At 42.8% G+C, this 13993-nt stretch carries 12 protein-coding genes; 10 read left to right on the top strand and 2 right to left on the bottom strand.

Going from position 1 to position 13993, the window contains the following annotated elements:
- On the bottom strand, positions 1–525 hold the full coding sequence (gene srlA, locus LI954_RS14105; protein ID WP_202067268.1) for a PTS glucitol/sorbitol transporter subunit IIC: 525 nt from the start codon (positions 523–525) through the stop codon (positions 1–3).
- Positions 509–919 carry a transcriptional regulator GutM gene (locus LI954_RS14100; protein ID WP_202067269.1) on the bottom strand — a complete coding sequence of 137 codons (411 nt, stop codon included), beginning with the start codon at positions 917–919 and terminating at the stop codon, positions 509–511. The genes srlA and LI954_RS14100 overlap by 17 nt, the downstream gene beginning before the upstream one ends.
- Before the next feature lie 277 nt (positions 920–1196).
- On the opposite strand from LI954_RS14100, the gene LI954_RS14095 reads away from it, so the two are divergent.
- The 10 genes from LI954_RS14095 (at position 1197) to radA (ending at position 13803) form a co-directional block, all read left to right on the top strand.
- Complete coding sequence (locus LI954_RS14095; protein ID WP_229444775.1) at positions 1197–2444, top strand: NAD(P)H-dependent oxidoreductase; 1248 nt, start codon at positions 1197–1199, stop codon at positions 2442–2444.
- A gap of 28 nt (positions 2445–2472) precedes the next feature.
- Positions 2473–2829, top strand: a complete 357-nt coding sequence (locus tag LI954_RS14090; RefSeq protein WP_229444774.1) for a PTS glucitol/sorbitol transporter subunit IIA — start codon at positions 2473–2475, stop codon at positions 2827–2829.
- A gap of 24 nt (positions 2830–2853) precedes the next feature.
- Positions 2854–3807: a sugar-binding transcriptional regulator gene (locus tag LI954_RS14085; RefSeq protein ID WP_229444773.1), complete on the top strand. Its 954-nt coding sequence runs from the start codon at positions 2854–2856 to the stop codon at positions 3805–3807.
- A gap of 100 nt (positions 3808–3907) precedes the next feature.
- Positions 3908–4909 (top strand): thiamine pyrophosphate-dependent dehydrogenase E1 component subunit alpha, encoded by a 1002-nt coding sequence (locus LI954_RS14080; protein WP_420705987.1) that lies wholly within the window; start codon positions 3908–3910, stop codon positions 4907–4909.
- Between the two features lie 12 nt (positions 4910–4921).
- Complete coding sequence (locus LI954_RS14075; RefSeq protein ID WP_229444772.1) at positions 4922–5905, top strand: alpha-ketoacid dehydrogenase subunit beta; 984 nt, start codon at positions 4922–4924, stop codon at positions 5903–5905.
- A gap of 16 nt (positions 5906–5921) precedes the next feature.
- Positions 5922–7175, top strand: a complete 1254-nt coding sequence (locus tag LI954_RS14070; protein ID WP_229444771.1) for a dihydrolipoamide acetyltransferase family protein — start codon at positions 5922–5924, stop codon at positions 7173–7175.
- Positions 7176–7194: 19 nt separating this feature from the next.
- Complete coding sequence (gene lpdA, locus LI954_RS14065; RefSeq protein WP_202067275.1) at positions 7195–8589, top strand: dihydrolipoyl dehydrogenase; 1395 nt, start codon at positions 7195–7197, stop codon at positions 8587–8589.
- 1672 nt (positions 8590–10261) lie between these two features.
- Positions 10262–11668, top strand: a complete 1407-nt coding sequence (locus LI954_RS14060; protein WP_229444770.1) for a hypothetical protein — start codon at positions 10262–10264, stop codon at positions 11666–11668.
- A gap of 160 nt (positions 11669–11828) precedes the next feature.
- A complete protein-coding gene (locus LI954_RS14055; protein WP_229441391.1) occupies positions 11829–12305 on the top strand; it encodes a dUTP diphosphatase in 477 nt (158 codons plus the stop codon).
- A 127-nt stretch (positions 12306–12432) separates the two neighbouring features.
- Positions 12433–13803 (top strand): DNA repair protein RadA, encoded by a 1371-nt coding sequence (gene radA / locus LI954_RS14050; RefSeq protein ID WP_202067278.1) that lies wholly within the window; start codon positions 12433–12435, stop codon positions 13801–13803.
- The last annotated feature ends 190 nt before the right edge of the window (positions 13804–13993 follow it).

Raw genomic sequence — 13993 nt, 5'->3', positions numbered from 1 at the left:
TTAAGCGTCTGTTGTTTCTTTCCACATAATTTTAGTCAACATTTCTGTAATGATTCCCCGAATTAATATTACTACCAGTCCCACCAGAAAATAGCGGACAGCTAACGGCATAACGGACAAGCCCAGTGTTGTTAGACCAGAAGAAATTCCTGTCCAGACAAAAAGCTCTCCTGCATTGGCATGTGGAAACAGACCGGTGATTGGATGGACAAAAGAAACGGCTGCATCATAGAATGCCGGCTTTTGTTTCTCTGTCAAAAAGCGTCCAAACGAATAACACATTGGATTCGTTAAGAAAAAGACGGCTAACAGCGGGAATACACTGTAACGTAGAATAATATTTTTGGTACAGAACTGGGCAAATGCTGTTACACGTTCTTCGCCAATCAATGCAATTAGGGCGTTAACAAAGGTCAGAAGAACGATCAGTGTTGGGAGGATACCGGTAATTAAGCCAACCAGATTTTCTCCCCCTGCATTAAAAATACCGATAAAATTTTCTGCCAAACTAACTAACATATCCATGTACTTGTTCCTCCATTTTCATTATTTCTTTTTTAATTAATCCCAATGCCTGTTCATAAGCTCTAAGACGCTGCTTATTTGTTATTTCATTTAGAAGTCCTTCAGCATTTTTACCGATATAGGTTTCTTTCTTTTTAAATCGGGAAAATACTGTAAAACCGGACATTTCCTGGAAATCTAAAATGGTTCCTGCATCGTCAGTTACCAAAATCAGAATAGAACCTTTCCCCAAGTTGAACTTCGTTTTCGCGATACCGACCCCTAAATAGCCAGACTGCCTATACTTGTTTTCATTGATGACCTTCTGATAATTCTTGTGCTGTATATAGGAAAAAAATAACTGCAGCAGCCAACATGATACTAGCAGAACAATCAGGTTCAGATACTCTCCCAAAATAATCATCCTCCAATTCTTTTTTATTTGAAAGCGCTTCATGATATAAGACCATGGTAATTATATTTATTTTGTTTGTCAATCTGATTTACAAGAATTTCTGCATTGGAACATATGTCACGTTTGTGAAAGAACGGTGTCGAATTATAAACATTGCAATATTTTCGATGATTTTCAAAAAACTAACTTAATCCCGTTGACAAAGAAAAAATTTAAATATACTATTTGTTTGTATCGTATGTTACTACAAAGAACATTTGTTAAAGGAGTGGTAAAATTGACAATCTATCAACAACTTTTAGAACGTGAGCATGAAGGAAATCCAATCAAAGTAGGTGTCATCGGTGCTGGTCAAATGGGTTTCGGGATGGTCGCTCAAATTGCTACAATTCCTGGAATGACAGTCACAGGGATCAGTGATATTCGAATTGAATTTGCTGAAAAAGCAGCTGAAGCTTATCACGCTTCTTCGAAACAAAAGAACAAAACTTTGGTAACGACAAATTTTAAAGAGGTCATTTATTCAGAAGATGTGGAAGTCGTTGTCGATGCAACAGGTGTTCCCGAGGTGGGAGCAAAAATTGCTCTTGAGACATTAATTGCGAAGAAACAGCTTGTACTTTTAAATGTAGAAATCGACATCACAGTCGGCCCATTAATGCACAAACTTTACAGGTCAGCAGGATTGGTCTACACAGGATCAGATGGAGATGAGCCGGCAGCAACGACTGAACTGTTTGAATTTGCGAAATCAATGGGAATGGAAGTGTTGGTTGCAGGGAAAGGGAAAAATAATAAGCTGAAAATCGGTGCGAATCCGGATACCTGTCAGGAAGAGGCAGACAGCAAAGCGATGGCTTCTCACATGCTGGCAGCGTTCCAGGATGGCACTAAAACAATGGCGGAAATGAATTTGCTGTCTAATGCAATCGGCTTCATTCCAGATAAAGTGGGGATGCATGGAATTTCCGGAGATGTCGATTCAGTTGTTAAAGATCTTGATCTGAAAGAAAATGGTGGTGTCCTTTCTCAGTATGGAGTCGTTGAATATGTGGACGGACTGGCACCAGGTGTATTCGTTATCGTAAAAGGACAGAATGAAGGAGTTCGACATGAGTTAAGCTACCTGATGAAAAAAGGAGACAGAGACCATCATATCTTGTTCCGCCCGTTCCATTTGGCCAGTCTGGAAACACCGATTACTATTGCTAAAGCCGTGTTAAGAAATGATCATGCCATTGTTCCAATGGGTGCACCTGTTTCTGAAACCGTTGCCGTGACCAAAAAAGATATTGCTGAGGGCGAACGGCTGGACGGCATTGGCGGATACTGTGTACGCGGGGTTCTTGAAACACATGCAGATATGAAGAAAGAAGGGCATATTCCAATTGGGTTAATCTCAGGAAAGGTGGTAGCACGCCGTCCGATCAAGGCAGGAACATTTATCACTGAAGAAGATGTTGTTCTAGATGAAACAACGACTGTCTGGCAGTTGAGAAAACTTCAGGACAGTACATTTGATTAGTCACAGTCGTATTAAAGGAGTCTAAAACATGGTAAAATCAACTGTAAAAGAAATTGGAGAATTCGCTTTTTTTGAGGATATCCCTGTTCTGATTTTATTCAATTCAACTGCACCGGAAGGTCTTCGTGAAGTCTGTGTGATTCATGATTTCGAAGATGACCCAAATGAAAATATGTTAAAAATCGGAAGTCAGATTGTTTTTGGCAGTCAGGTATATACTGTTGAAGATATTGGACATTTGGCAAATGGATCCCTGTTTGAACTTGGGCACATCTCTCTCTATTTTGACTTGGGAGAGGAAGAGCTGCTGCCGGGTTCCGTACTGCTGTCACCGAATAAGGTGCCGGAAGTGGAGGCTGGGGATATAATACAATTCAATTATTGATAATTATGTTTGGAGGAGAAGAGAATGAGTTATTCAGATGATACAAGATTATTGGTGGAGATTGCTTCCATGTACTACGATGAAGGAGCAAAACAAGCAGATATAGCCAAAAAATTCAGTATCAGCCGTTCTCTTGTCTCCAAATATTTAGCAAAAGCAAGAGATTTGGGATTAGTGGAAATTATTATTCATGATGACCTGCTTCATCCGTATCGCTACCTTGAAGATAAATTAAAGCGTAAATATAACCTGGAAGAAGTCATCTGTACGTCTACTTCCGGAGAAGAAACGCTGATTAAAAGACTGGGTGTAACTGCAGCGAAGTATCTGGCAAGAGTTATTCAGCCTCATCATACCGTAAGTGTCTCAGCAGGTACAGCTGTACAAGAGGTTGCTCTGAATTTTTCTTCTAAAAATCAGCTGCCGGATGTAAAGTTTGTTCCAATGGTCGGCGGCTTAGGTCAGCAGCATATGAACTTACAGGCGAATGTTGTGTGTGAAATTTTTGCCAAGCACAGTGGTGCAACCGCAATTGAAATGCATGCACCGATTACAGTGGATTCAGCAGAGGCCAAGAAGGTTTTTATGGAGCAGTCCTTTATAAAGAGCGTTTTTAATCAGGCAAAACAGGCAGATATTGCTTTGGTGGGGATTGGCGGCAAGCCCGTCTACTCAACAATGACAAAAGCGTATCTGCTGGCGAATACGGAGGAAATTACAACAGAATTATCCAACGGCGTCGTTGTCGGTGATATTTGCTACAACTTTATCAACAGCGAAGGAGAGCTTTCAGACTGTACGTGGAATAAACGTGTGATGGCACTGAACCTTGAGGATCTGAAACAAATCCCAAGAGTTGTCGGAGTAGCTGGAGGTAAAGATAAAATTGACGGAATTCATGCAGCGTTGACCGGTCATCTGGTCAATGTCCTGATAACAGATGAAATCACTGCAAAAGCATTATTGGATATAGTTTAAGCAAGTCCCTTACTCTTGTTAAAAATACAGCCTATATGGAGAAAGTATCAGTTGATTGTCAAGATTGACTGATGTGAATAAACAAGAGGAGATCAAAAAAATGACAGAAGCAAGCACAATATCGCTGCCCAATCGTGCCGGTTTGTCAGACGGTGAGCTGAAAGCGATTTATGAAACCATGTGGGAGATCCGTTTCTTTGATGAAAAAGTCGATCAGCTCTTTGCCAAAGGACTGATTCACGGCACGACCCACTTGGCTGTCGGGCAGGAAGCCACTGCAGCCGGCAGCGGTGCAGTACTTAGAAAAACTGACTGGATTACCGCAACACATAGAGGGCATGGTCAGACCATTGCCAAAGGAACCAATATCAATGAAATGATGGCCGAACTGTTTGGTCGAACCACCGGAACCAATAATGGCAAAGGCGGCTCCATGCACATTGCCGATCTGGATACCGGAAATCTGGGAGCCAATGGAATTGTCGGCGGGGGCTTCCCCATCGCAACCGGGGCTGCCCTGACTGCAAAAATGAAGAAGCTGGATCGGGTGGCGCTGGCCTATGCCGGAGACGGTTCTACCAATGAAGGCAGCTTCCATGAAGCTGTGAATCTGGCAGCAATCTGGGATCTGCCGGTGGTCTTCTTCATTGAGAACAACCAGTATGGCATGAGCGGTTCGGTGAAAAAAATGACCCGGGTGGCCCACTTGTCCGAACGGGCACAGGCTTATGGGATTGAGGGCATCACCATTGACGGCAATGATCTGCTGGAGGTCATCAACACCACCCATGATGCCGTGGAAAAGGCCCGCAGAGGTGAAGGTCCTACCTTGATTGAGGCTCTAACCTATCGCTGGAAAGGGCATTCGAAATCAGACGCAAAAAAATATCGTACAAAAGAAGAGGAGGAAGACTGGCGGAAAAATCGTGATCCAATCAAACGAGCCAAAGAAGCCTTTATGGAAGCTGGAATCTTCACAGAAGAAGAGGCAGAAGCCATTCGATTGGCTGCCAAGCAAACGATTGAAGATGCAGTTTCTTTCGCGGAAGAGAGCCCGATGCCGGTGCTGGCTTCCATGTACGAAGATGTGTATGCAGAGTAGGAGGGGTATGAGATGAGAGAAATAACCTATTCCGAAGCAATAAGGGAAGCGCTTACGGAGTCAATGAGAGAAAATGAAGATGTATTTATGCTTGGCGAAGATATTGGTGTCTATGGGGGTGCCTTTGGGGTCAGTCGAGGGATGGTGGAAGAATTTGGTGAAGAACGGATTCGTTCCACACCCATTGCGGAATCAGTGATTGCCGGTGCTTCGGTGGGGGCAGCCATGACCGGGATGCGCCCGGTCTTTGAAATCCAGTTTTCTGACTTTGTCACGATTGCACTGGATCAGATCGTCAATCAGGCGGCGAAGATCCGCTACATGTATGGCGGGAAAGCCAAGATTCCATTAGTGATGCGCACACCGGGCGGCTCTGGGACCGGGGCAGCAGCCCAGCACTCCCAGAGTTTGGAAAACTGGACAGCCCATGTACCGGGACTGAAGGTCATTCAGCCGGCTACTGCCTATGATGCCAAAGGGCTGCTGCATGCGGCGATTGAAGATGACAATCCGGTAATGTTTTATGAACATAAACTGTGCTACCGAACCACTAGTGATGTCCCAGAAGGAAAATATACGATTCCTATTGGTGCGGCAGATATTAAACGGGCAGGCACGGATATTTCGGTGGTTGCTACCGGCATCATGGTGCATAAAGCATTGGAAGCCGCCGAGCTGCTGGCAGAGGAAGGGATTCAGATTGAAGTGGTGGACCCGCGTACGCTGGTGCCGCTGGACAAGCAGACGATTGTGGAGTCAGTGATGAAGACCGGCAAGGCAGTCGTGGTGACCGAAGCAGTGAAGCGCAGCGGCTTTAGTGCCGAGCTGGCCAGTGTGATTGCGGAAAATGACTCCTTTGATTTTTTGGATGCACCGATTGTTCGTCTGGCTGGAGAAGAAATTCCCATGCCTTATCATCCGGAGCTGGAGAAAAAGGCCGTTCCCCAGGTGGAGGACATTGTCAAAGCCTGCCGGAATCTGATGGCGGACCGATAGGGGGAGGAGAAAAGAAATGGCTTATGAAGTCTTAATGCCGAAGCTGAGCTCCACCATGACTGATGGAACAATTACTGTCTGGCTGAAAAATGAAGGAGACACTGTAGAAGTCGGCGAAGCAATCTTTGAAGTAATGACGGATAAAATAGCGATTGAAGTGGAGGCCTATGAAGAAGGCATCCTGTTAAAACGATACATTGGTGACGGAGAAAGTGCACCGGTTAATTCAGTGATTGCCTATATTGGCGAAGCCGGAGAAAGCGTACCGGAGGAGATGCCTAGAGTGAGCGGAGGCGAAAGATCGGCTGAAGAGGAAGAACCTTCTGCAGACACACCCAAAATTGATAGTGAAGCAATGAAATCAGAAACGAGCCAGCCAACTGAAGGCAAAATACGTGCCACTCCGGCAGCCCGCAGAGCAGCCAGAGAAAATGGGGTTGATCTTAAAAATGTGACAGGCTCCGGACCGAAAGGACGAATTCAGGCAGCAGATATCTCAGCGTATACGAAATTATCTTGTGAAGAGAGTGCAAAAGTTGTTGGCGGACAACCAGTCTCAAGCACAGAAACCAGCCGCCTGATTCCATGGTTCGGCATGCGCAAGGTGATTGCGGAAAATATGCACCAAAGCACCTCCACGATTCCTCATGTCACCATGAGTGCTGAAGTCAATATGTCCGCCATGGTCAAGCTGAGAGAACAGCTGCTGCCGATGATTGAGGAACAGACAGACCAACGACTGTCCTATCTGGAGCTGATTATCAAAGCAACAACGATTGCCTTAAAGGTGTATCCGATGTTCAATGCCCATGGCACAGAAGAAGGTATTCGCCAGTTTGACGACGTGAATATGGGGGTGGCTGTGGCTCTTCCAGAGGGGCTGATTGTACCTGTGGTGAAGCAGGCAAACAGAATGGGGCTCAGTGAGCTGACCGCTTCTGTCAAAGATCTGACCAGTAAAGCCAGAGCCAGCCGACTGTCACCGGATGAACTGAGCGGCGGTACATTTACCATCAGTTCATTAGGACGAAGCAAAGTCAAAGAATTTACTCCGATCATCAATGCGCCGGAAGCAGCGATTTTAGGCGTCGGCGGACTGTTTGAGAAGCTGTCTGTAGATATGTACAATGACATGGAAAAAATTGAGCATGTCCCTACCTTGAACCTGTGTCTGTCCTTTGACCACCGGGTGGCCGACGGTGCTCCGGCAGCTGCGTTTCTCAGCATGATTGCGGAGATTCTGGAAAACCCAATGCGCCTGTTGTTGTAGGCGGAAGGAGGAGCAGAAGATGGCAAACAAGTTTGATACAGTGGTGATTGGAGCAGGACCGGGCGGCTATGTGGCCGCGATTCGTGCGGCACAGCTGGGTCAGTCAGTAACCATTATTGAAGCGGAACAGATCGGCGGTGTCTGTCTCAATGTCGGATGTATTCCGTCAAAGGCGCTGATTACAGCCGGTCACCGTTATCAGGAAGCACAGCAGTCTGATTTTTTAGGGGTTAGAACCAAAGAGGTCGAACTGGATTTTGCAAAGATGCAGCAGTGGAAAGACCAAAAAGTGGTTAAACCTCTGACTTCCGGTATCGCCATGTTATTGAAAAAGAACAGAGTAAAAATTATTGAAGGACGGGCACAGTTTACATCCCCGACAACGCTGGATATCCAAACAGCAAAAGGCTCAGAAACCATGACCTTTACACAGGCCATTATCGCCACTGGAAGCTCGCCGATTGAAATTAATGGATTTCCGTTTAGGAATCGGGTAGTTGACTCTACCGGCGGTTTGAACCTGAAGGAGCTGCCGAAGAAGCTGATTGTGGTGGGCGGCGGCTATATCGGCTGTGAACTGGCTGGTGCCTATGCCAATTTGGGAACAGAAGTCACCATAGTGGAAGGCAGCAGCAGTATCCTGCCGAATTTTGAAGCGGACATTCAGGAGCTGGTCTTGAAGCAGTTCAAGAAGAAAGGGGTGAAAGTCTACGTCAATGCCAAGGCGAAACAGGCAACGGCAGGCAAGGACCGGGTGACGGCTGAAATTGAGCTGTCTGACAACAAAATCAGGAAGCTGGCTGCCGATTACATCATGGTCACTGTCGGACGCAGACCGAACACTTCAGCACTTGGACTGGAAAAAGCCGGTATAAAAACGGATCAGAGGGGCTTAATCCCAGTGGATGCTCAATACCGTACCGTTCAGAAACAGATTTTTGCGATTGGGGATGTGGTGGAAGGTCCGGCATTGGCACATAAAGCCAGTTATGAAGGGAAAGTGGCGGCAGAAGTAATTGCCGGCAAGAATGTGGTGAAGGATTATCAAGTGATTCCGGCTATCTGTTTTACCGATCCGGAAGTGGCAGCGGTAGGCTATACTGTAAAAGAGGCAGAGGCAGCCGGGAAACAGGCGAAGACCGCCATGTTCCCGATGCAGGCCAATGGTCGGGCGCTTTCGCTGAATGCCACAGGAGGGTTTGTCCGTATTGTGTATGAAGAAGGCAGCGAGCTGATTCTGGGTGCCCAGATTGTAGGGGTGAATGCCAGTGATCTGATTGCAGAGCTTACCCTGGCGATTGAATCCTACCTGACACTGGAGGATATCGCATTGACCATTCATGGTCATCCAACCTTATCAGAAACGATCATGGATGCCTGTGAAGTTGGGCTGGGGTTGCCGATCCATATGTAGCAGGAGATAATAGAAGAAACAGATTATTCATTGAATCATTAAGTAGTGGAGACAAAAGGCAGACTGTCGTTGACTATTTCACAAAATAAGCACGAATAAGCAGTTTACTGTTGCTTTGATGATGTTATGGATAAACTCTGTGCAAAAACTGAACAATATAAATATATGACGATAATTTTGCTTGAAACGGCAAGATTATCGTTTTTTATAGTGAATACAAGCAGCTGAGTTGTAACTGAGCTTTTTCAGCATAAATACTCTTGAAAAATATGAAAAGTATTTTCCAATACTTTATATCAGAATCTGTCTATCAAAAATATTTTTATTGTATGACAGTTATAATCGGGCAATCATACATATACATAGGGTGAGTAAATAGAGATAATTCAGTAATATTCTGACCAAATTATAAATTACATTTCTTTCTGATATTTTTCTTTCCGAGTTTCCATACTCCTTATTAAAGGAATAAACTCAGATCAAGATCACTCAGACGATAGTCTGTTTTAGGCGGAACCGCAGTATAAATGGTACGAGTACTCTGTTGATCTTCCTGCAGCTGTTCATGTTGTGCAGTCAGCTAGCGATATAAATAGGAATAGCTGAATGATTGCGCTTTTGGCTGCCGGTGAGCTGTCCACTTTTAAATTTTCTGAGCAGCCTGTAAGTACTGCTGAGAAAATGATTAATGCAAACTTTTTTAATTAGATTCCATCTCTTCTGTTAAAATAAGGTTCTTTTGACAACATAACAAAAGGAATTTCAAATTACTATAAAGTTTTTTTGAATTAATTTTCATTTTTAAGGTTAGTTTAAGCTAGAAGGATTATTCTATAGTCAACCCAATAACCAAGCTTTTTCATTTAATACTTTCCTATCCCTGTCTTATTAATGAGGCAGGGTGTTTTTTTGTCCAGGAACAAAGAGCAGCGATACTCTATCCAGTTTTACAGATTAAATAAAATTGGTGAAAGGTCAAAATATACAAGTATTTCCCGCCTGCTGATTAACTGTTTTTAAATCAATAGAAAGTAATGGATTTCATTTTTTTAAATAAATTTCCCTTCTGTATATCCCGTAAAAAAGCAAGATTATAAATGAAGTCGATCAGGAAGTTACTCAGAAACCGTATTGACCCAATCAACGAACGTACGAACAGCTAAGGTAATCTGATAATACTTTGACTTTGAAAAGAAAACATTGCTGATACATGATTCTGTTAAACACTTCCAAAGCACCTCATTTTTGGTTAATTGCAGGGTGTAAGACGACAGAAACAGCAGCCGAATTGAGAATTAGCCAGAAGAAAAGGGGGGGATAATTGTCATGGTGCACTCGAGTATTATCCAGTACCTTGACAATTTTTTCTTCTGGCTGGATAGTTAGGACTATTTCCAAAAAAGTCAGAAAAACAGTGATACTACCTCGTTTTTCTTCAAGTGTATCATGAATAGCAAATCGATAAATTTTTAACTAATACTTCACTTTAATATATATAATTGGTTCTCTGCTGATTTTTCCATAAAAATATCTCTAACAGTTCCAATTCATTTTCATTTGTTTTTCTTGAATAATTACAAACTTGTCTATTTGTCGAAAAATTCAGGGAAATGGCTGAAAAAACGAGGTTTATCTTCGATTTTGTTTTGTGACAATGATAGACTGTAAGTATATGAAATTGTTTGAAGGAGTTGAAATGATGGGCGCTGTCAAATCAGTATTTACAAAACTTTATCCGGGGATTCCTTTTGTTCTCGTTAATACGATGCCCTTTATTCCCTATTTGGTGTTTTTAAATATGCACACTGGAGCAGGGTGGGAAGGTATTCTCCCCTTTGTACTGTTTTACACTGTTAGAATAGCGGGTATTTTTTTATTAAAAAGCTTTCGATTAGCTCTGACAACACTCCATATTTTTATTCTTTCTTTGATTGTCGGCGCTCTGGGAGGCGTCTTTGGTATTTTGGGAGAGTGGTGGTATCCTTGCTATCTTCTTTCTGCAGTACTGATTGGTTTGAGTGCTGCCTGGCTTCCTCCAACCAACACCACTATTAAATATCAGCGGAAAGAATTGAAGGTTAAAAAGGAAAAGACCAGCTCGATGACGCTTGTTTTTATGATTGTGCTTATCGGTATCTTTATCGGTTCTCTGACTGCGAATTTTCCTGCCAGAAATCTGGTTATTTTTACAGAGTACACGCTGCTGTATCTTGCAGCTTTATTTAAAATGAACAGCTATCCGGTTCAAGACAGACGCATGGATAAAATGGATGAGCAGACTTTTTTTATGAAGGAATTTCTATTGTTTCTGGTTTATTTTATTCTGCTGATTATTGTCCGTTTGGCACGTACTCTATTTGATTCGCATTATCTGTCTATTGCAGTCATTGGCTTTTCTGCCTGTCTGATTGTTGCATCCTGGTATATCAGTACAGTTCACCGAAACTGGAAGCTGCCTATATGGCTCAACCTGCTGGTTTTTATTAATGGAATGAGCATTAACTTTATTTTACTTTTCGGAACATTTTATACAGCATTTTATTTTGGAAACAATAAAATTGCCTTGTATTTGTATACGCCATATATTCTGGGAATTTTAGCATCTAAATTACTGATGAAATATATTTATCATTTATTTTTAAAATTAGACAGAGAGCTTATTCATATTTTTGGACTGATTTTTTCTTTAATATTACTGATGTTCCGTGCAATTTTTCCGATAGGTGTCTTTATTTTCAGTATGTTTATAAGCGCTGCCAGCACGTATTTAAATCAGGTATATGCTGAAAGCAGCGAACTCCCTAAGGACCAGCGGATTATTATCCGTTATGCTGCTCAGTCAAAAGGAAGTATTGTTCACCAGTTTCTAATTATGGGCGGACTGTGGATTATGGCAAAAGGATCAGGTATTTCAATTAATACGATACTGCAGATTACCGGATATAGGGAAGGTAATCCTCAGATATTACACATTATTGATGCAATTCATTATCTCAGTATCGGCATTTTGCTGTATCTCCTGTTTTTTATCCTATATGAACGTTTGTTTAAAAATAGAAAGCTGACTATTGAAAAATAATTATCAGGTATTTTTATGTAAGTATTTGACAATGCCGCACTGAAATTTTTCTCTAAGAGGAAAGAATGAATTAACATACACAAATCATCCAAAAAATAACGTATTATAAAGCAAGTATGTTAAAATAAACATAGGTTATAAAAAACAGAGGAGAGCTTAGATGAAACAACGAGGTTTTGAAATTATTTCAGATTATGAAGATCAGCAAATTACTCTTCCCCAAAGAGCAACAAGCGGTGCAGCAGGCTATGATTTTGAAGCGGCTGAAACTATCGTAATACCCAGTATTTGGGCGCAAAAAGAAAAAGGGGAGACTCCAAAGCCAACTCTGGTAAAGACAGGGATCAAGGTGTATATGGCGAAGAATGAATATCTGGAGTTAGTCAGCCGCTCCTCAAATCCGCTGAAGCGATTTCTGATGCTTGCAAACGGTGTGGGTGTGATTGACAGTGATTATTATAACAACGAAGGAAATGAAGGACATATTATGTTCCAGTTCCTGAATTTTGGCTATGAAGAAGTGACGATAGAAAAAGGGGAAAGAATCGGTCAGGGAATTTTTAAAGCGTTTCTTTTATCAGATACAGATGATGTGGAGGCGGAAAGAACCGGAGGATTTGGTTCTTCAGGCCAATGATTGCTTAAAATCTGATTAAACTTCTTTATTGATAATAAGAAGTCTTAGTGTAAACAGACCAGAGTGTGATAAAATACTAACAGTTAATACAATAACAAATTATAAGATTTGAGTAGGGAGCTGCAGCATGGCGAAAAAAGCAAAAGTTCAATTTGAATGTCAGACTTGCGGCTACATTTCTCCCAAATATCTAGGACGCTGTCCAAATTGCGGGCAATGGAATTCAATGGTGGAAGTGACTCTTCAGGATACAACAGACCGGCGTGTCAGAGTCAGTTTGACTGGAAAGAAAACTCAGCCTCAACTGCTGACAGAAGTCATTCCCAGAAAAGAACCCAGAGTAGCAACAAAGCTGGCAGAATTAAACCGGGTGCTAGGCGGCGGTGTCGTTCCGGGATCGCTGGTACTGATCGGTGGAGATCCGGGCATCGGAAAATCCACATTGCTTCTTCAAGTTTCTCAGCAGCTGACAGAAGTCGGCGGAAAAGTGCTGTATGTTTCTGGAGAAGAGAGTGCAGAACAGATCAAGCTGCGCGCGGAGCGTCTGGGTACGTCCAATCTTGATTTCTATTTATATGCTGAAACAGATATGCAGGAAATTTCCCGTGCGATCGAAAAACTTGAACCGGATTATGTCATTATTGATTCTATTCAGACGATGACTCAGCCGGATGTTACAAGTGTTGCAGGCAGCGTCAGTCAGGTGCGCGAAACAACAGCTGAACTGCTGAAACTCGCAAAGACTAACGGAATTGCTATTTTTATTGTCGGTCATGTGACGAAGGAGGGTTCGATTGCAGGACCTCGAATGCTGGAGCACATGGTTGATACTGTATTGTATTTTGAAGGAGATAAGCATCATACCTTCAGAATTTTACGTGCAGTCAAAAACCGGTTTGGTTCAACCAATGAAATCGGTATTTTTGAAATGCGGGAACATGGACTGGAAGAGGTGGCAAATCCTTCACAGGTATTTTTAGAAGAACGACTTGATGGCGCAACAGGATCTGCCATAGTCGTAGCCATGGAAGGCAGCCGTCCGATTCTGGTAGAGGTTCAGGCGCTGGTTACTCCGACAGTTTTTGGGAATGCCAAGCGAACGACAACCGGTCTTGATTTTAACCGTGTATCGCTGATTATGGCGGTACTTGAGAAAAGAGCTGGTCTGCTGCTTCAGAATCAAGATGCTTATCTGAAAGCAGCCGGAGGTGTGAAGCTGAATGAACCAGCCATTGATTTGGCAGTAGCTGTCAGTATTTCCTCCAGCTATAAAGAAAAGGGAACGAAGCCGACAGAGTGCTTTATCGGAGAAATTGGTTTGACAGGTGAAGTTCGGCGGGTGAACAGTATTGAACAACGGGTAAGAGAAGCAGCCAAGCTTGGCTTCACGCGAATCTATCTCCCCAAGAATAATCTGGGGGGCTGGGAACCACCTAAAGAAATTGAAGTAATCGGTGTTTCAACGCTTGGAGAAACACTGAAAAAAGTTTTTCAGTAAACTAAAAAGTATGGCAGGACTGATTTATTGTAAGTTCACAATAGCTTCTCAGGTGTCTTATCAAAATGAAAACTGACAGTCCGCCGCCATACTTTTTAATAGATAGTAACAGCGGCAGGATGTCGAATCTTTTTAATCTATTTTTATGTTTAAGAAAAAATAATGAGACAAGGTGTTCGGCTGTCAGTGA

Origin of the sequence: Enterococcus sp. CWB-B31 (assembly GCF_020567645.1) — a bacterium.
GTDB lineage: Bacteria > Bacillota > Bacilli > Lactobacillales > Enterococcaceae > Enterococcus_L.
The sequence above is the reverse complement of the archived record's forward strand: the minus strand, read 5'-3'. Positions and strand labels throughout refer to the sequence as shown.